Source organism: Brevundimonas sp., from assembly GCF_016742135.1.
In the GTDB taxonomy this organism is placed as follows: Bacteria; Pseudomonadota; Alphaproteobacteria; order Caulobacterales; family Caulobacteraceae; genus Brevundimonas.
Window position 1 is genome coordinate 363,137 of record NZ_JACVCG010000003.1, and the last position, 17,584, is coordinate 380,720.

Consider the following 17,584-nt stretch of genomic DNA (forward strand, 5'->3'; position numbering starts at 1 on the left):
CCCCTAAACCCGCTTCAGCCCCTGTTTGAACGCCGTCACCCGGTCGTCCATCCAGCTTTCGCCCTCGAACCAGAAGGTGGTCAGGGCCTCGTGGTTCAGTGCCACCCATTCCAGGGCCTTCGGGGCCAGTCGGCTGAGGTCGCGCTCATCGAGGCTGGAGGCCAGCACGCGCGGGTTCGGACTGATGGAAATGGAGGCACTGGGCTGACCGCGCCCCGGCTTGAGGTAGAGCTTCACGCGCGGTCCGTGCTGCCCCATGGCCGTCGAGATGAAGATGACGGCCAGAACGCCCGTCCATTCCGGCGGCAGATTGGCCATCTCGACCGGCTCCTCTCCCAGCGCGGTCAGTTCCTCGTCGAGCGTCGGCTCGCGATCCGTCCAGACAGCAATGGTTTCCTGAACACCCATGGCGGCAATCTCTGCCCGTGCTGACGGGGTGTCAAACCTCACCCCGGCCATCCCCCCGCGCGGCTGAGGGCGCTGGGGGCGGGGCGGCCGATCTTTTCCCCGATCCAGCGGGCGGTTTCGATCAGGGCGTCGAGGTCATAGCCGGTGTCGAACCCGGCGCGCTCCAGCATATAGACCAGATCCTCGGTGGCGATATTGCCGGTGGCGCCGGGCGCGAACGGACAGCCCCCGATGCCGCCGACCGAGGCATCAAGAAAGTCGACCCCGGCTTCGATCCCCGCATGGGCATTGGCCAGGCCCGTGTTGCGCGTGTCATGGAAATGCAGGCGCAGGGTCGCCTCGGGCGCGGCCTTGCGCGCTGCCTCGACCTTCTTCGTCACGGCCCAGGGGTCGCCGGCGCCTATGGTGTCGGCCAGGGCGATCTCGCGGATGCCGAGGGCGGCATAGGCCCCGACCATGTCGGCGACCTGATCGACACTGACCTCGCCGTCGAAGGGACAGCCCCAGACGCACGACAGGGTCACCGACAGCGAGGGGGCCGCATCCCCCGGTTCGGCATTGTGGCGGCGGGCGACGATGGCCTCGACCATGGCGCGCTGCCCGGCCCGGTCCAGCCCCTGATTCTTCAGGCCGAACCCGTCGGTGGCGGCGACCGATATATTGACCTCATCGACCGCCGTGGTGATGGCCCGGTCATAGCCCCGCCCGTTCAGCACCAGACCGATGCGGCTGCGGCCCGGCTCGGGGGCCAGGGCGGACATGACTTCCTCGGCCCCGGCCATCTGCGGCACATATTTCGGGTGGACGAAGCTGACCGCCTCGATCCGGCGGGCTCCGGCGGTCTCCAGCCGTCGGGTCAGCTCGGCCCGCACGGCGGGCTCAAGCACGGTCTTCTCGTTCTGCAGGCCGTCACGGGGGCCGACCTCGACGATCTGGATGGGGCGGCTCATCGGGCCGGTCCGGGAATGACCTCGCGGCCGGGCGGGGCATAGACGGTCAGATCCACCTCGTCCCCGGTCGAGTAATTATAGCCCGTCACCTGGCCCACGGCCCGCCCGGTCACGCCCCGTCGGGCCGCGGCCTGGGCAAAGGCCTCTGCGTCGCGCGCCTCGACGATGGCCGGGCGTCCCTCGGCCAGGGCCCGGGCCGCGCCCTCGGCATCGGTCAGCTGGGTCGCCCGCCCGGTCAGGAAGACGAAGCTGGGTTCATGGAAGGTGGTGATGGCCACCGGGCTGGTGGTCAGCCCCTGACGCGGGTGCAGATTGGCCTCCTCCAGCACCCGGGTCAGCTGGGGCGCGATGGCCAGGGGGCGCAGCTGACGGATGGTGCCGGACAGGGCGGCATGGCTGACGATGCCGAGCGCCAGCGCCGCGACCAGTCCCGCGACGGGCGCCTTGTTCAGCAGCAGGAAGCCGCCGATGGCCGCCGCCGCCACGGCCGTGACCATGGTGATGGCCGCCCAGGTCTGGGCCGTCGAGGTGGCATAGTTCGATACGCCATAGACGGTGATGGCCACGATCAGACCGGCGGCAATCAGGCCGAGCACCGCCCCGAGACGTCGGGACAGCCGACCGATGGGGCGCGTCATCGCGACCGCCGCCAACAGGGCCAGCGCCCCGAATGTCGGCAGGGTATAGTGGGCCAGCTTGGTCGGGGTCAGCTCGAAGATCAGCCAGGCCGGCACCAGCCAGCAGATCAGGAAACGGACGGCCGGTTCGGCGCGCCGCTGCCAGGCCGTCGACACGGAGGCCGGCAGCAGCAGGGTCGCCGGGAAGAACAGCAACGGCAGCAGCAACAGGTAAAGACCCGGAGGCGCGCCGTGGCTTTCGTGGCCGCCCGCCACCTTGGGCGCCAGATCGCCGGCGATGGCTTCGCGCCAGAAGGCCCCGTCGGTCGCGACCGTGATGGCCAGCGCCCACGGTCCGACGATCAGCGCCACCAGCGCCAGCCCCCAGCCCCAGCCCAGCGGCCGCAGCCAGCGAATGTCCCGGTCCCAGAGCGACAGCGCGAGGATGGCGGGCACGATGACGATCAGGCCGATCGGCCCCTTGACCAGAATCGACAGGCCCAGCGCCGCCCAGAAGATCAGCTTGTGGCCCCGGTTGGGCGGGTCATTGGCGCGAACGGCCAGGTAGATGCGCATCAGGGCGGCCATGGCGGCGGTCACACAGGCCGCCAGCACGGCGTCGGTCTTGGCGATTCCGGCCTCGGTCGACAGCAGGAAACAGGCCCCCATGATCGCACCGGCCAGCACGCCTGTGCGAGTGCCGAACACGGCCGACCCGACCCAGGCACAGGCGATGGCGGCGATCATGGCCCCCAACAGGGACGGCAGGCGATAGGGCACGATGTTGCGCGCCTCGAGACTGCCGGTTGCGGCCACTGCGACGGCCTGCATCCAGTAGATACCGATCGGCTTCTTCCAGCGCGGCTCGTCCTGGAAGCGGATGTCGACATAGTCGCCGGTCTCGAGCATCTGCGAGGTGGCTTGGGCGTAACGGCTCTCGTCGCGATCCAGCGGCGGCAGCAGCATCAGGCTGGGCAGGCCCGCGACTAATGCCACGAGCGCCGCGAAAGCCAGGCCGCGCCAGCCGCGCAGTCGATGAGCAAGATCGAAACCGGTCATGGTGCCGCTTCTATCACGCGGTTTCGGATCGCGTCAGCCGTCTCGCGCGACCGTGAGCGCGTGGCCTCCCCCTTGGTCGCGAAACGGGCTAGACAACGGCCATGACAGCCGCGCTTCCCCGCATTTCCGTAGTGGTTCCCGTGCATGACGAGGCGGGGGCGGTCGAAGCCCTCGTCACCGAGATCGCCGAGGCCTTTTCCGGCCGGGCGTACGAGATGGTGCTGGTCAATGACGCCAGTCGCGATCAGACGCTGGCTATCCTGGAGGACCTCAAGACGCGCTTTCCGGCGCTCCGCGTCCTGTCGCACGGGGCCAATGCGGGCCAGAGCCGCGCCGTGCGCACGGGCATTCTCGCGGCGCGCGGAGAGGTGGTGGTGACCCTGGACGGCGATGGCCAGAACCCCCCGTCCGAGGCGCCGAAACTGGTCGATGCCCTGCTGGCCGCCCCGCCCGAGGTGGCCCTGGTCGGCGGCGTCCGCCAGCGGCGTCAGGACACCGGCGCCAAGCTGTGGGCGTCGCGCTGGGCCAACCGCATCCGCAAGCGCCTGCTGGGTGACGACGCCGACGATACCGGCTGTGGGCTGAAGGCGTTCCGGCGCGACGCCTTTCTGCGGCTTCCCTATTTCGATCACATCCACCGCTATCTGCCGGCCCTGATGATCCGCGAGGGCTACCAGAACCGCTATCTGCCCATCGCACACCGGGCGCGCGATTCCGGACGGTCAAAATACACCAACTGGGAGAGGCTGATGGCCAGCCTCTCCGACCTTCTGGGCGTCATGTGGTTGAAATCGCGGGCCCGGAACCCGGGCCAGATCACCGAAGCCTGACGCCCGGCCCGCGCGTGATGGCGCAGCCGACGGAACAGGGTTAGACTTGCCGTAAAGGTTAACCGGCGTCAGAGTTGGATCAGAGATCCGCGCCGGAGCATGAGGGGATAGGCCATGTGGATTGCTGTACCGCTGCTGGTCGTGCCGTGGCTGCTCTATAATGTCGTCGTTCTGACGGGCCTTATGGGGGGTGATCCGACGCTGGGCGCCGATCCCGCGCTTAGACAGGCGGTCTTTTCCCTGCCCATGGCCTCCGGCGTGCGCTGGAGCGTCGGCGTGGGGGACATGGTCCTCTTTCTCGGCCTGATCTTCCTGTTCTTCGAGCTGCTGAAATCGACCTCCAGCCAGAAGGTGGCGATCATCAATCACGCCCTGTCGATGATCCTGTTCGTGGTCTGCCTGGTGCAGTTCCTGCTGATCCCCAGCTTTGCCACCTCGACCTTCTTCCTGATCACCATAATGGTCATGCTGGATGTGCTGGCCGGCTTCATCGTGACGATCATCGCGGCCCGCAAGGATCTGGATTTCAGCGGCGCGTGATCAGCCGAACACGCTGAACACCAGGGCCACGACCAGCACGTCGACGGTGCGGGCGGCGAAGGAAAACAGACTGGGCAGAGACATGATCCGGGCTCCGGGACGGGACAGGGGTCCCGCCTCCAGCAAGGGTCATGCCGCAGCGCTGGCCGGTCGTCAGACCTCGGTCTTGCCCGTCTTGCCCGGAGGTGGGCGGCGGTCGTTCGACCCGGAATATTCATTGCCCAGATAGGCTGAACGTGCGGCTTCCAGAACCGGTGGGCCGCCTCTCAGGCCTTTTCTGGCCCCGGTCTGGCCCAGCATCTGGGCCTCAAACGTTCCCGTCCCGAGCGGCGGCAGGGGCAGGGAAGCGGCAGGGGCTGCCGCGGGATCGGCAGTTTCGTCCGGGGTCCCGGCAGGGCTTTCCCCGAGCACCAGGGCGCGCCCTTCGGCCCGGCGATCCGCCTGTCGACGTTCGTCCCCGCGACGCCGGCCCTCGCGCCGGTCCTGCCCGACGGCCGCGACAGGCGGAGTGGGACCGACGGGCGGGATGCGCCCGGTCATGCCGGATCCGATCCGCCCTTGCCGCCCTGACCGGCGCCCTGACCCGCACCCTGGGCCAGACGGTCGATCTGGGCGCGCATCTCGTCCATCTGGCGGCGCATCTCGTCCAGTGCCGCGTCGCTGCCCGGGGCGGTCTCCGACGCTGTCGCCCGGGGTGCAGGCTCGGACGCCTCGGGGGTCCCGTCGGTCGTTCCGGCGCGCGCAAAGCTGTTGAAGCCCGGGAACAGGGTCATGGCCTTCTGGAACATCAGCATGTTCTGGCGGACGGCATCCTCCATAAGGCCCGCCCCCGCCCCCGTGCCGAACGCCCGGTTCAACTGGGCCCTGAACTGTTCCTGCTGCTTCGAGAAGGAATCCAGCGACATTTCCAGATAGCTGGGCAGCACACCCTGCATCTGGCCGCCGTAAAAACCGATCAGCCGCCGCAGGAATTGCACGGGCAACAAGGCCTCGCCGCGGCTTTCTTCCTCAAAGATGATCTGGGTCAGGATGGTCCGGGTCAGATCATCATTGGTCTTGGCGTCATAGACGACGAAGTCGATCCCCTCGCGCACCATGGCGGCCAGATCGTCGAGCGTCACATAGGAGGAGGTGGCGGTATTGTAGAGCCGCCGGTTCGCATATTTCTTGATGACGACCGTGTCGCCACCGGGCCTGGCATCCGTCACGCTGATGTCCTTGTCATGAAACCGGAGCCACTATCGCCCGGTCCGGCGGTTTACGCCAGCCTTCAGCGCCGGGCCTCAGCCGGCCGGCACCAGCACCACGCCGACGAGGACGGCGGCCCAGTGCACACCGGCCCCGGCCACCACGAATCCATGCCAGATGGCCCGCCGGAACTTCACCTTGGGACTGATGAAGACGAACACGCCCGAGGTATAGACCAGCCCGCCGATCACCAGCAGGGTGAGGGCGGCGGGGTGTACCGTGTCCAGCATGGGTTTGAGCGCCAGCACGGCCAGCCAGCCGAAGATCACATAGACCGTGCTCCAGATCGCGTCGGACAGCCGCGGCAGCACCAGCTTGGCGGCCACGCCCGCCAGCGCCAGCGTCCAGATCAGCAGGGTGAAACCCGTCGACCAGGCCCCCTCGAACCTCTGGGTGGTAAAGGGCGTATAGCTGCCGGCGATCATCAGGAAGATGGCGGCCTCATCCAGCCGCCTCAGCAGCGGCCGGGCCGGGCCGGGATGGGTCAGATTATAGACGGTCGATGCCGTCAGCATGGCGATCAGGCACAGGGCATAGACGGCGGTCGCCAGGATCAGGCCCGCACCGCCTTCCGAAAACGATGACAGGATTGCCAGCACGATGCCGCCGATCCCGGCCAGACCGAGGCCGATCAGATGCACCCACAGATCGGCCAGCCGCTCGCCCCGCGTCTCATAGTGCTCGGCCATGTCCAGCTCATCGGGCTGCATCAGGCGGCGGATCAGGGCGGGCAGTGTCCGGGTCATGGGCCGTGCTTTCTTCAGGCCGTTACAGAAGACGCATCGAGACAGTCACTGTGGCCGACATTAGGACGATGAAATGACTGGACCCTGAATCCTCTCCATCCCGACCGACAAGACTCCCGCCTGCGGCAGTTACGCCACAGGAAACGGGCGTACGGCCTAAAGGATGTAGCGGCTCAGATCGCTGTCCCCGGTCAGGTTGCCCAGCCGCTCGCGCACCGCGTCGGCGTCAAAGCGGATCGTCTGGCCGGACAGGTCGGCAGCCTTGTAGCTGGTCTCTTCCAGAACCCGCTCGACCACGGTGATCAGGCGCCGCGCCCCGATGTTCTCGATGGCCCCGTTGGCCGCGACGGCGGCGTCGGCCAGCGCCTCGATGGCATCGTCGGTGAACTCCAGCGTCACATCCTCGGTCGCCAGCAGGGCCTGATTCTGGCGGATCAGATTGGCCTCGGGCTCGGTCAGGATGCGCTTGAAGTCGTCGCGCGTCAGGGCCTTCAACTCGACCCGGATCGGCAGCCGCCCCTGAAGCTCGGGCAACAGGTCGCTGGGCTTGGAAACATGAAACGCGCCCGACGCCACGAACAGCACATGGTCGGATTTCACCGGGCCATAACGGGTCGTCACCGTCGTCCCCTCGATCAGGGGCAAGAGGTCCCGTTGAACGCCCTCGCGGCTGACATCGGCGCCGCCTCGATCCTGTCGCGCGGCGACCTTGTCGATCTCGTCGATGAAGACGATGCCCTCGGTCTCTGCCAGAAGCACCGCCTCGCGCGCCAGACTGTCGGTGTCGAGCAGCTTGTCCGATTCCTCGGCGATCAGGGGCGCGTGGGCCGCCTTGACCGACAGCCGCACCGTCTTCGTGCGCGGGCCGCTCATCTTGCCCAGCATCTCGGTCAGATTGATCATGCCGACATTGCCGCCCGGGCTCATGCCCGGCAGGTCCAGCCCCGGCAGGGGAGAGGCGGTATCGGCCAGCGCCAGGTCGATCTCCTTGTCGTCCAGCTCGCCCTTGCGCAGTCGGGCGCGAAACGCGTCACGCGTGGCCTTCTGGGCGCCGGGCCCCACCAGGGCATCCAGAATCCGGTCCTCCGCCGCGCGCTCGGCCTGGGCGCGCACCTCGTCCCTGCGGCGGTCGCGGACCAGGATCAGCGCGGCCTCGACCAGATCCCGCAGAATCTGGTCGACGTCCCGGCCGACATAGCCGACCTCGGTGAATTTGGTGGCCTCGACCTTCAGGAACGGCGACCCGGTCAGCTTCGCCAGCCGTCGGGCAATCTCGGTCTTGCCGACGCCGGTGGGGCCAATCATCAGAATATTCTTGGGTGTTACCTCGTCGCGCAGCTCGTCGGGCACGCGCTTGCGCCGCCAGCGGTTGCGCAGCGCCAGGGCCACGGCGCGCTTGGCGTCCGCCTGGCCGACGATGAAGCGGTCCAGCTCCGAGACGATTTCGCGGGGAGAGAGGTCGGTCATTCGGCACCTCCCAGCCGCTCCACCGTCAGATTGCCGTTGGTGTAGACACAGACCTCGGCGGCGATGGCCATGGCCTTTCGGGCGATTGCCTCGGCGTCCAGGTCCGTGTTCTCGATCAGCGCCCGGGCGGCCGACAGGGCGAAATTGCCGCCGGAGCCGACAGCGGCGGCTCCATGCTCGGGCTCCAGCACATCGCCGACCCCCGTGACCGTAAAGATCGAGGTCCTGTCGGCGACCAGCAGCATGGCCTCCAGCCGCCGCAGATAACGGTCGGTGCGCCAATCCTTGGCTAGGTCGACACAGGCGCGGGCCAGCTGCTCCGGATACTGTTCCAGCTTGGCCTCAAGCCGTTCCAGCAGGGTAAAGGCGTCGGCGGTCGCACCCGCGAATCCCGCGACGACCCGCCCGCCCGCCAGGGTCCGGACCTTGCGCGCGGCCCCCTTGACGATGGTGGGCCCCATCGAGACCTGGCCGTCGCCGGCGATGACCGTCGTGCCGCCCTTGCGCACGGCCAGGATGGTGGTGCCGTGCCAGCCCGGGCCGGAATGGGAGGGGAGGAGGGAGTCTGCGTGGCTCATGCCGCCCAAATGGGGCCGCGTTTGAGCGTGCGCAAGCTCAAGGTTCTGAAATGTAACAGACTAATGACGGCCACAAAATTGCCCATGTAACCCGTTACATTGGAATTCAATTCCGTGTAGCGTCCTTGTCTTCGCAATTCTCCCCGGTCAGGAAGAACAATGCTCCATCGCGTCACCTATGTGAGCGAGGCCATGGGCTCGCTCGGTACCAGTCTGCTTTCGGTCGCCCAGGTTCTGGGTGTGTCCGAGGCCAACAACCGTCGCGATCACCTGACCGGGGCCATTGCACTGGACCGGGGACGCATCGTCCAGGTCATCGAGGGCGCGCGGGCGGATGTTGATCGCCTGCTCGGCCGTCTCAGGACCGATCCACGACATAAAAATCTGTCGATCCTCGCGGATCGTCCGGTCGCCGCCCGTCTGTTCTATGCGCCCATGGCCCACTGCCATTTCGAAACCTGGTCCACCGGCCTCGACCTGCTGGCCCTGTCGGAAGGCCATGTGCCGGTTGATCGGGCCGAAGCCCTTCTGGCCGAGTGCGCCCGCGGCGATGACACCCATGCCGGGCGGACCGGCACCGACGGCTAGGTGCACAATCCGGGTCGCGTCGGTGCCCACGGCGGCCTAAACAGGGCCGTGACCTTTTCCGAAGACGAGATCGAACGCTACGCCCGCCATCTGGTGCTGGCCGATGTCGGCGGGCCGGGCCAGCAGCGGCTCAAGGCGGCGCGTGTGCTCATCGTCGGCATGGGCGGCGTCGGCGGTCCGGCCGCTCTTTACCTCGCGGCGGCGGGGGTCGGTACGCTGGGCCTTGTGGATGACGACACGGTCTCTCTCTCGAACCTGCAGCGCCAGATCCAGTTCGACACGGGCGATGTGGACCGATCCAAGGTCGGGGTTTCGGCCCGGCGGCTGACTGCTCTCAATCCGCATGTCGAAGTCCGGACCTATGCCGAGCGCCTGTCGCGTGAGACCGCCCAGGCGCGCGTAGTCGGCTGGGATCTGGTCATCGACGGGACCGACGATTTCGAAACGCGGATGGCGGTGAATGCCGCCTGCGTCGCGTCCCGGGTGCCGCTGGTCTCGGGCGCTCTGGGCGCCTGGAGCGGGCAGGTCGCCGTGTTCGAGGGTCGGCCCTGCTATCGCTGCCTCGTGCCGGATATACCGCCCGATGCGGAAACCTGCGCCCGCGTGGGCGTGGTCGGGGCCCTGGCCGGCCTGATCGGCAGTCTGGCGGCGCTGGAAGCCATCAAGCGATTGACCGGCGCGGGCGATCCGCTGACCGGGCGCCTCTGGATCCACGACGCCCTGAGCGGACAGTCCCGCACCGTGCGTATCGCGGCCGACCCCGCCTGCCCCGTCTGCGGCTGAGGATCAGGCGAAGGCCTGTTTCAGCAGCGCGATATAGCGTTCCAACAATTCCTGCTCCTTCGCGGCCGGCCAGTCGGCGTGCCCGGCATCTTCCACCTCAATCAGCTCGGCTGCCTTGCCCGCCCGGTCCAGGGCCTCCTTCATCCGGCGCGATTCGATGACCGGCACGACGGGGTCGTCTACCCCGTGCACCAGCAGGACCGGACAGGCGATCTCGGCCGCCCGCCGGCGGGGTGAGCCCGAGGCCAGCCCGGTCGCCATGGTCGCCGGATCGCCGATGCGTTTGGTCCAGAAATCATAGACCAGCCGCCCCTCGGTATCGTCCTCCCGCCGTTCCCATTCCAGCATCTCCAGCAGGTCCGCCACGCCACAGATGGCGATGGCCGCCTTGTACAGGTCGGGTCGCCGCACAGCCCCCATCAGTGCCGCATAGCCGCCGTAGCTGGTGCCCATGATGGCCACGCGGCCTGCATCCAGACCCTTGAGGGCGATGGCGTGATCGATGGCGTCCTCGACGTCTTCCTGCATGCGGTCGCCCCAACGGCCCCAGCCTTCACGGGCAAAGGCCATCCCGTAGCCCCCCGAGCCCCGGAAATTGGGCCGCAGCACCCACCAGCCCTGGGCGGCCAGCACCTGAACCTGGCGATCCCATGTGCGCAGATCGCGCACCTCGGGCCCTCCATGGGGCAGAACCACCAGCGGGCCCGGCCGGCCCCCGGGCGGGGCGGTCAGATAGGCCTCGATCGAGGCCCCGTCGCGCGTGGTCACCGTCAGGGTGTCGGTCAGGCCCAGCCGCTCGAAATCCAGCGGGCGAATGGCGCCCAGATTGACGATGGCCCGGGCCTCCCGGTCATAGAAATACCAGGCCCCCGGTTCGCGCGGGCCGGTTACGCCGACCACCATCCGGTTATGGTCGCGGCTGAGGTCGTTCAGATAGACGTCGCAGTCATTGTCCATGAAGGCGTTGAGCGCCCGGTGGTGCGCGCCCAGCGAAGCATCGACAAAATCGTACTCCAGACGCTCGCCATAGAAGGCCGCCGCCACATAGCGGCCCGCGGCGTCGGTCACGCCATGCATCACGTCGCGACCCTCCCGCCGGGCCATGGGCGCACCCATGCCGAGCGTCGTCAGGTCCATTTCACGGACCGCCATGGTGTCCTCGCCCTCCACGCGCGCGGTGACCAGAATGGTCCCGGGCGTGTCGCCCTCGCCCACCCATTCGAACTCGGGCAGGTCGCCGATCCGGTTGCGACGGATCGGTCGCCAGGCGCTGGAGCCCTGCGCCCGGCCTGATACCGTCAGTACCGTCCCGCGCGGATTGACGTCATAGCGGATGACCGGAACCCCGCCCTGGGTCTCCCAGCCGATTGTGCCGGAACTGCCGCGCTCGATCCGGGTGGCCGATCCAGTCGCGACATTCACCTTGTGCAGGCCCAGCATGCCGTCGCGCTCCCATGCGGCCATCAACACATGGCCGGGGTCGTTGCGCAGCAGGTCCACTACATAGCCGAGGTCCCGGGAGGCCCGCAGCCGGCGCCGGTCGTCCTGGAACATGACGGCCATTTCGCCTGTCACCGCGCTGACCGACAGCAGGCGCTTCGAGGTAACCTCCTGAGCGGTGGTCCGGCGGTTCGAGCCCGTCACGGCCTGCGGGCCGACCCTGACCGTGACCGCTACCCGCACCAGCAGATGTTCGTCATTGGCCCATTCCAGGCTCTCGACCTCGGTGGGCCCCAGGTCGATCCGCTTGCGCGCGCCTTCCGGATCGTTCGCGTCCAGCACGTCGATCACGCCATGTGGCTCGTCCTCGGTCCCCAGCTGGTCCAGTACGGCAATTAGCGTCCCGCCCGGCGACAGGGTCGCTGCGCGTGTGCGGGCGGGCGTGAAGAAGGCGGCGACCGGATAGGGGGTGGGGGTCTGCCGACCGGCTGCGGCCCGCGCCATCGAGGGCCTCAGCCCCAGCAGGCTCGCGCCGCCCAACCCCGCAGCGGTTGCCAGCAGCCGACGCCGCGACAGGACCGCAAGGGTCGCCACGTCTTTGGACTTCATCGATTTTCCCCCCGAAACAACTCAGGGAAACCGACCACGCGGGCCGGGACCCGTCAAGCGTTACAGCATGGCCGGGATGACGCGGTCGGGGGGCCTGTGGCCATTCTGGAACGTCATGATGTTGGCGATCACCCGGTCGCCCATGTCCTGACGCGACTCGATCGTCGCCGACCCCAGATGCGGCATCAGCACCACCTCGGGCCGGTTCAGCAGACCGGGGTGCACCAACGGCTCCTGCTCGAACACATCCAGCCCCACGCCGCCCAACGTACGCCTGCCGACCGCCTCGGCCAGCGCCGCCTCGTCGATCAGCTCACCCCGCGCCGTGTTGATCAGGATCGCGTGCGGCGCCAGAAGGCCCAACCGCCGCGCGTCTATCAGATGGTGCGTGTCGCGTGTCGCCGGACAATTCAGGGAAATAATGTCCATGCGGTGCAGCATGGCGTCGAGGTCGTCCCAGTATGTGGCCTGGAGATCCTCTACGATCATCGGGCTCAGCGGTTTGCGATTGTGATAGTGCACCTGCATGCCGAAGGCGCGGGCCCGACGGGCCAGGGCCTGGCCGATCCGCCCCATGCCGATGATGCCCAGTCGCTTGCCCCACAGCTTGCGCCCGCACATCCAGGTCGGCGTCCAGCCGGAAAATTCCCCTTTCTGAACAACGCCTGCGCCTTCCACCAGTCTCCGGCTGACCGCCAGGATCAGCCCCATGGCCAGATCGGCCGTATCCTCGGTCAGCACCCCCGGCGTATTGGTGACGATCAGGCCGCGCCCGACCGCCGCCTCGACGTCGATGTGGTCGACGCCCGCCCCGAAATTGGCGATCATTTTCAACTGCTCACCAGCCTTCCCCAGCAGATCCGCGTCGATCTGGTCGGTGATGGTCGGCACCAGAACCTCGGCCCGGCCGACGGCCTCCTCCAGCGCCGCCCGGTCGAACGGCCGGTCCGTCAGGTTCAGTTCGGCGTCGAACAGTTCGCGCATGCGCGTTTCGACAGCGTCCGGCAGACGTCTGGTTAACACGACCTTAAGCCTGCGGCTCGACATTGGCGGGGACTTTGGAACTGGAGGGCGAAGGCGGAATGGAAAGGGTGTCTAGCAAACCCCGGACCCCAGGCCAAAGGGGGATGCGGCTCGCCGGTGTCACGGCCGCTGCTCTCGGTCTCGCGCTGATGCTGTCGGGACAGGCCGTGCGGCCGGACGGTCGGCCGACCCCCAGCAGCTATCCCGTGCCGCGCTGGATCACCCTCAAGGCCAGCCAGGTCCACGCCCGCAAGGGCCCGGGGCTGGATCACCAGATCCTGTGGACCTATCGCGTCTCCGGCCTGCCGGTCCAGGTGGTCGCCGAGACCTTTGAGTGGCGCAAGATCTGCGATCCCGAGGGGTCACTGGTCTGGGTTCACCGCAGCACCACGTCGGGCCGCCGCACGGTCCTAAACCGGGGCGATACGGCGATTGAGGTCCGTTCGGCGCGCCGCGATGACGCGGGCATTCGCGCGCGCCTGTCCCCCCACGCCCTGGTGCCCATCACCGACTGCGACGAGGGCTGGTGCGAGGTCCGCTCGGGCCGGGTACGGGGCTGGGTGCGCGAAGGTGCCGTCTTCGGCACCCAGGCGTCCCCCCTGTGCGAACCCAACCGCCCCGCCGGGCCCGCGCCTCGCAGGCCCTGACGGCCTCGGTCGGGCCGTTGCCGGTTGACCGGGGCGATTTCACGTGCCACGCCCGCCGCTCAGCCCAAGGAGGCCGTCTTGAGTCAGTTTGAACGCCAGTCTTCCTATGACTATGAAGCCCTGCTCGCCTCGGGCCGGGGCGAGCTTTTCGGCCCGGGCAATGCCCAGCTGCCGGCCCCGCCCATGCTGATGTTCGACCGCATCACCCGGATCAACGATGACGGCGGCGCGCACGGAAAGGGCTATGTCGAGGCCGAGCTGGACGTCCATCCCGACCTCTGGTTCTTCAAATGCCACTTCATCGGCGACCCCGTCATGCCGGGATGTCTGGGACTGGACGCCATGTGGCAGCTGGTCGGCTTCTACCTCGGCTGGATCGGTGGTCCCGGAAAGGGACGCGCGCTCGGCGTGGGTGAGGTCAAATTCACGGGCCAGGTGCAGCCGGACGTCAAAAAGGTCGTTTACAAGATCGACCTGAAGCGGGTCATCAACCGCCGCCTGGTCATGGGCATCGCCGACGGGGTTCTCGAAGCCGATGGCGTCCCTATCTATACGGCCACGGACATGCGGGTTGGCCTGTTCGGCGGCCAGGACACCAGGGCTGAATAGTCGGGGTCATAGCCCCACAGAATACCCCGGAAGGATCGCGGATTACGCGGCGGAATAACGGACAGGATCAGGAAATCAGCATGCGGCGCGTCGTAGTTACAGGATTGGGGATCGTTTCATCGATCGGGACCGGCGCCGCTGCGGTCACCGACTCCTTGAAACAGGCCCGCTCGGGCGTGGTCGCCGCCCCGGACCACACCGCCCATGGATTCCGCAGCCAGGTCTGGGCCCCGCCGAAGATCGGCGACTGGACCGAACTGGTCGATCGCCGCGCGGCGCGCTTTCTGGCCGACGGGACGGCCTGGGCCCACGTCGCCTTTGAAGAGGCGCTCGCCTCCAGCGGGATGACCGCAGAGGAAATCCGGGACGACCGCATCGGCCTGATCGTCGGCGAGGGCGGCCCCTCCACCCGCGTGATCCTCGAGGCGGCCCAGACCACACTCGACAGGGGTTCACCCAAGCGGATCGGGCCGTTCGCCGTGCCCAAGGCCATGGCTTCCGGCCCGTCGGCCGTTCTGGCCACCTGGTTCCAGATGAAGGGCATCAACTATTCGATCAGCTCGGCCTGCGCGACCAGCGCCCACTGCATCGGGGCCGCCGCCGAACAGATCGCCTGGGGCAAGCAGGACGTGGTTTTCGCCGGGGGCTGCGAGGACATCCACTGGTCCATGTCGAACCTGTTTGATGCCATGGGCGCCATGTCGTCCAACTTCAATGAGACGCCCTCGGTCGCCTCACGCGCCTATGACGTGGCGCGCGACGGGTTCGTGATCGCCGGCGGCGCCGGCATCGTCGTGCTGGAGGCGTATGAACGGGCCAGGGCGCGCGGCGCGACCATCCTCGCCGAGGTCACCGGCTATGGCGCCAATTCCGACGGGTACGACATGGTCGCCCCGTCGGGCGAGGGGGCTGAGCGCTGCATGAAGATCGCGCTCGAAATGGCCGGCAACCCGCGGATCGACTATCTGAACCCGCACGGCACCTCGACGCCGGTGGGCGATTCCAAGGAAATGGGCGCGGTCCGCAACGTCTTCGGGGATCGTCTGCCAATGATCTCCTCGACCAAGTCCCTGACAGGCCACAGCCTCGGTGCGGCGGGCGCGCAGGAGGCGATCTACTGCCTTTTGATGATGCAGAACGGCTTTGCCGCCGAGAGCGCCCACATCGAAAACCTGGATCCCGAGTTCGAGGGCATGCCGATCCTGCGCCAGCGGCACGACGGCGAACTGACCCACGTCATGTCCAATTCGTTTGGATTCGGCGGAACCAACGGCACCCTGATCCTGTCGAAGGTCTGACGTCAGTTGACGTCGGGTTGCCGAAGGCCGATCCAGGTCTCGGACGCGGCGGCGGCAATGCATCGGGCCAGGGCATCGACGTCGCGGTCCCAGTGGCGCGTGCCGTGCATACGGCTCGCCGTGGGCCAAAGCCAGGTGTCCTGTGCCACGGGGTCGGCGGGCAGGACGCCCCGACCGTAACAGGTCACTCTCATCTCTCCGCCAAGACCATCCGGACGTTCCGGGGCGTGGTCGTCGAAGACCACCACCACGGTGGGTGAGGCCTCATCGGCAATGTCCGCACGGGTCAGATAGAAGCGAATGCAGTAGTCCAGAAGACCGCCCGCCCTGTCATCCTCGCAGGACGCAAAGGTATCGGGCGGAAAGGGCGGTTCCGCCCAATCGAACCGTCCCCAGCGTGGGTCCCCCAGGAGGCTGAGCGTGGCACGGCCATATCTCGTCTGGACCTGGCGCACCGCGTCGAGGGTGACGACCGTGACGGCGATCCGGGGGCGTGTCGGGGTCGTCTCGGCTTCGGTCTGGCTCCGGGCCAGGTCGGGGCCAGCCAGACCGAAGACGGCCAAGGCGAACAGAAGCATCACGAGGCGCATCCCGGAACTCCGCTTTCTCTGCCCTCATTCTGGCAGGATTGTTTCGCCGTCCAAACCCATAAGCCCAGACGCGTCGACGACGCCCTGACCGAAACTGATACTTCCCCCCCGGCAGAGGCCCTGCTAACCCTCGCCGCCTGATTTCCGAGGAGATGACCATGGCTTCCGACAGCGGCTGGACCTTCCCCACCGGCGACCTGATGAAGGGCAAGAAGGGCCTGATCCTCGGCGTCGCCAACGCCAACTCCATCGCTTGGGGCATTGCCCAGCAACTGGCCGCCCAGGGTGCCGAGCTGGCCTTTACCTATCTGGGGGATGGGCTGGAGCGCCGGGTGCGTCCGCTGGCCGAGAGCGTCGGTGCCAAACTGATCGTCCAGGCCGACGTCACCGACGATGCCTCCATGGACGCCGCCTTCGCCGAGCTGGAAAAGACCTTCGGCACGATCGACTTCGTCGTCCATTCGGTCGCCTTCGCCAACAAGAATGAGCTGCAGGGCAGCTTCGTAGACAACACCACCCGCGACAGCTTCCTGCTGGCCATGAACATTTCGGTGTTCAGCTTCGTCGATGTGGCCCGCCGGGCCGCGAAACTGATGCCGAACGGCGGGTCGATGGTCACCATGACCTATCTCGGCGCCGAGCGGGCCATTCCCAACTACAACACCATGGGCGTGGCCAAGGCCGGGCTTGAGGCCGCGACCCGCTATATCGCCCGTGACCTGGGGCCCAAGGGTATCCGCGTCAACGCTATCTCGGCGGGCGCCATGCGCACCCTGTCGCTGGCAGGGATCTCGGGCGGTCGCGGCATGATCGCCCAGGGCCGCGCCATGTCGGCCATGAAGGAAGACACCTCGATGGAAGGCGTCGCCGGCGCCGCCCTGTGGCTGTGCTCCGACCTCGGCTTTTCGACCACGGGCGAAGTGGTCCATGTCGACGCCGGCTTCCACATGATGGGTCTGGGCGACGCCGAGGAGTAGGGGCCTCAGTCCGGTTCGCGCTCGCCCACCTCGGCGGGGCGCAGCGCCCGCAGCCAGCCGTCGGCGGAGTGGATCTCCGGCACCGCTTCGCGGGTGAAGGGCAGGTACCAGGTCTGGCCGCCGCCGGCCGGGGTGATCTCCAGCATGTCGTCGGCGCCGAAATTCAGCACCGCGCGCACCGTGCCGATTACGACGTCAGCCGCGTCGCGGGCCTCGAGACCGATCAGATCGGCCAGATAGAATTCGTCTTCCTCGGGCGGGGGCAGGCGGTCGCGCGGAATGAACAGTTTCAGGCCGCGCAGGGCGTCGGCGTCCTCCTTGGTGCTGATCTGCTCCGCACGGGCGACGATGCCCTTCTTGTCGGGCCGGGCGGTGGTCAGGGTCAGGCCCGTGGAGCCGTCGGCCCGCAACAGGGTCCGGTAGTCGAGCAGGGCCATGGGCTCGGCGGTGAAGGTGGTGATCCGCACCTCGCCCCGCACGCCGAACGATCCGCCCACCTGGGCGACCAGGATCAGTCTGTCTGTCGTCATCCCTCAGCCTCTACATTAGCCGGCCGGCCATGAAAAAGGGGCGGTGC

21 protein-coding genes are annotated in these 17,584 nt (G+C 67.6%); 8 read left to right on the forward strand and 13 right to left on the reverse strand.

What is annotated here, in order from left to right; translation table 11 throughout:
• Positions 1 to 3 precede the first annotated feature (3 nt).
• From IBJ06_RS08625 to IBJ06_RS08635, 3 genes are read right to left on the reverse strand one after another with little or no spacing between them, the layout of a single operon-like run.
• A complete protein-coding gene (locus IBJ06_RS08625) occupies positions 4 to 450 on the reverse strand; it encodes a hypothetical protein (RefSeq protein ID WP_292159238.1) in 447 nt (148 codons plus the stop codon).
• Positions 447 to 1,358 carry a hydroxymethylglutaryl-CoA lyase gene (locus IBJ06_RS08630; RefSeq protein ID WP_292159240.1) on the reverse strand — a complete coding sequence of 304 codons (912 nt, stop codon included), beginning with the start codon at positions 1,356 to 1,358 and terminating at the stop codon, positions 447 to 449. The genes IBJ06_RS08625 and IBJ06_RS08630 overlap by 4 nt, the downstream gene beginning before the upstream one ends.
• Entirely contained in the window at positions 1,355 to 3,034 is a 1,680-nt protein-coding gene (locus IBJ06_RS08635) for a glycosyltransferase family 39 protein (protein ID WP_292159242.1), read from the reverse strand. Before IBJ06_RS08635 ends, IBJ06_RS08630 begins: the two co-directional genes overlap by 4 nt.
• Before the next feature lie 101 nt (positions 3,035 to 3,135).
• Here IBJ06_RS08635 and IBJ06_RS08640 point away from each other — a divergent pair, with 101 nt between their 5' ends.
• Entirely contained in the window at positions 3,136 to 3,864 is a 729-nt protein-coding gene (locus IBJ06_RS08640; RefSeq protein ID WP_292159244.1) for a glycosyltransferase family 2 protein, read from the forward strand.
• A 114-nt stretch (positions 3,865 to 3,978) separates the two neighbouring features.
• Positions 3,979 to 4,404 (forward strand): hypothetical protein, encoded by a 426-nt coding sequence (locus IBJ06_RS08645; RefSeq protein WP_292159246.1) that lies wholly within the window; start codon positions 3,979 to 3,981, stop codon positions 4,402 to 4,404.
• Here IBJ06_RS08645 and IBJ06_RS08650 read toward each other — a convergent pair whose 3' ends face one another.
• The 6 genes from IBJ06_RS08650 to hslV form a co-directional block, all read right to left on the reverse strand.
• Positions 4,405 to 4,530 (reverse strand): hypothetical protein, encoded by a 126-nt coding sequence (locus IBJ06_RS08650; RefSeq protein ID WP_292159248.1) that lies wholly within the window; start codon positions 4,528 to 4,530, stop codon positions 4,405 to 4,407. It abuts the gene before it with no gap.
• A gap of 27 nt (positions 4,531 to 4,557) precedes the next feature.
• Complete coding sequence (locus tag IBJ06_RS08655; RefSeq protein WP_292159250.1) at positions 4,558 to 4,944, reverse strand: hypothetical protein; 387 nt, start codon at positions 4,942 to 4,944, stop codon at positions 4,558 to 4,560.
• Entirely contained in the window at positions 4,941 to 5,612 is a 672-nt protein-coding gene (phaR, locus tag IBJ06_RS08660) for a polyhydroxyalkanoate synthesis repressor PhaR (RefSeq protein ID WP_292159252.1), read from the reverse strand. Before phaR ends, IBJ06_RS08655 begins: the two co-directional genes overlap by 4 nt.
• 75 nt (positions 5,613 to 5,687) lie before the next feature.
• A complete protein-coding gene (locus IBJ06_RS08665; protein WP_292159254.1) occupies positions 5,688 to 6,398 on the reverse strand; it encodes a hemolysin III family protein in 711 nt (236 codons plus the stop codon).
• 156 nt (positions 6,399 to 6,554) lie between these two features.
• Positions 6,555 to 7,865 (reverse strand): ATP-dependent protease ATPase subunit HslU, encoded by a 1,311-nt coding sequence (hslU, locus tag IBJ06_RS08670; protein WP_292159256.1) that lies wholly within the window; start codon positions 7,863 to 7,865, stop codon positions 6,555 to 6,557.
• Positions 7,862 to 8,443: an ATP-dependent protease subunit HslV gene (gene hslV / locus IBJ06_RS08675; RefSeq protein ID WP_292159258.1), complete on the reverse strand. Its 582-nt coding sequence runs from the start codon at positions 8,441 to 8,443 to the stop codon at positions 7,862 to 7,864. Before hslV ends, hslU begins: the two co-directional genes overlap by 4 nt.
• Positions 8,444 to 8,602: 159 nt before the next feature.
• On the opposite strand from hslV, the gene IBJ06_RS08680 reads away from it, so the two are divergent.
• Together IBJ06_RS08680 and moeB are read left to right on the forward strand one after the other, a co-directional pair.
• Positions 8,603 to 9,031: a BLUF domain-containing protein gene (locus tag IBJ06_RS08680; protein WP_292159260.1), complete on the forward strand. Its 429-nt coding sequence runs from the start codon at positions 8,603 to 8,605 to the stop codon at positions 9,029 to 9,031.
• Positions 9,032 to 9,079: 48 nt separating this feature from the next.
• The gene (moeB, locus tag IBJ06_RS08685; protein ID WP_292159263.1) at positions 9,080 to 9,814 is read left to right on the forward strand and encodes a molybdopterin-synthase adenylyltransferase MoeB; all 735 of its coding nucleotides are present in this window, start codon (positions 9,080 to 9,082) and stop codon (positions 9,812 to 9,814) included.
• Between the two features lie 3 nt (positions 9,815 to 9,817).
• On the opposite strand, the gene IBJ06_RS08690 is transcribed toward moeB, so the two are convergent.
• Together IBJ06_RS08690 and IBJ06_RS08695 are read right to left on the reverse strand one after the other, a co-directional pair.
• Entirely contained in the window at positions 9,818 to 11,863 is a 2,046-nt protein-coding gene (locus IBJ06_RS08690; protein ID WP_292159265.1) for an alpha/beta fold hydrolase, read from the reverse strand.
• Positions 11,864 to 11,923: 60 nt separating this feature from the next.
• On the reverse strand, positions 11,924 to 12,910 hold the full coding sequence (locus IBJ06_RS08695) for a D-glycerate dehydrogenase (protein ID WP_292159267.1): 987 nt from the start codon (positions 12,908 to 12,910) through the stop codon (positions 11,924 to 11,926).
• Positions 12,911 to 12,990: 80 nt separating this feature from the next.
• Here IBJ06_RS08695 and IBJ06_RS08700 point away from each other — a divergent pair, with 80 nt between their 5' ends.
• The 3 genes from IBJ06_RS08700 (at position 12,991) to fabB (ending at position 15,440) form a co-directional block, all read left to right on the forward strand.
• Complete coding sequence (locus tag IBJ06_RS08700; protein WP_292159269.1) at positions 12,991 to 13,533, forward strand: SH3 domain-containing protein; 543 nt, start codon at positions 12,991 to 12,993, stop codon at positions 13,531 to 13,533.
• A 78-nt stretch (positions 13,534 to 13,611) separates the two neighbouring features.
• Complete coding sequence (gene fabA, locus IBJ06_RS08705; RefSeq protein WP_292159271.1) at positions 13,612 to 14,142, forward strand: 3-hydroxyacyl-[acyl-carrier-protein] dehydratase FabA; 531 nt, start codon at positions 13,612 to 13,614, stop codon at positions 14,140 to 14,142.
• Between the two features lie 80 nt (positions 14,143 to 14,222).
• Positions 14,223 to 15,440, forward strand: coding sequence for a beta-ketoacyl-ACP synthase I (gene fabB / locus IBJ06_RS08710; RefSeq protein ID WP_292159273.1), 1,218 nt, complete (start codon positions 14,223 to 14,225; stop codon positions 15,438 to 15,440).
• A 2-nt stretch (positions 15,441 to 15,442) separates the two neighbouring features.
• Here fabB and IBJ06_RS08715 read toward each other — a convergent pair whose 3' ends face one another.
• Positions 15,443 to 16,030, reverse strand: a complete 588-nt coding sequence (locus IBJ06_RS08715; RefSeq protein WP_292159275.1) for a hypothetical protein — start codon at positions 16,028 to 16,030, stop codon at positions 15,443 to 15,445.
• A 158-nt stretch (positions 16,031 to 16,188) separates the two neighbouring features.
• Here IBJ06_RS08715 and IBJ06_RS08720 point away from each other — a divergent pair, with 158 nt between their 5' ends.
• Entirely contained in the window at positions 16,189 to 17,007 is an 819-nt protein-coding gene (locus IBJ06_RS08720) for an enoyl-ACP reductase (RefSeq protein WP_292159277.1), read from the forward strand.
• A gap of 5 nt (positions 17,008 to 17,012) precedes the next feature.
• Here the strand turns inward: IBJ06_RS08720 and rimM are convergent, their stop codons facing one another.
• Positions 17,013 to 17,537 (reverse strand): ribosome maturation factor RimM, encoded by a 525-nt coding sequence (gene rimM / locus IBJ06_RS08725; RefSeq protein ID WP_292159279.1) that lies wholly within the window; start codon positions 17,535 to 17,537, stop codon positions 17,013 to 17,015.
• Between the last annotated feature and the right edge of the window lie 47 nt (positions 17,538 to 17,584).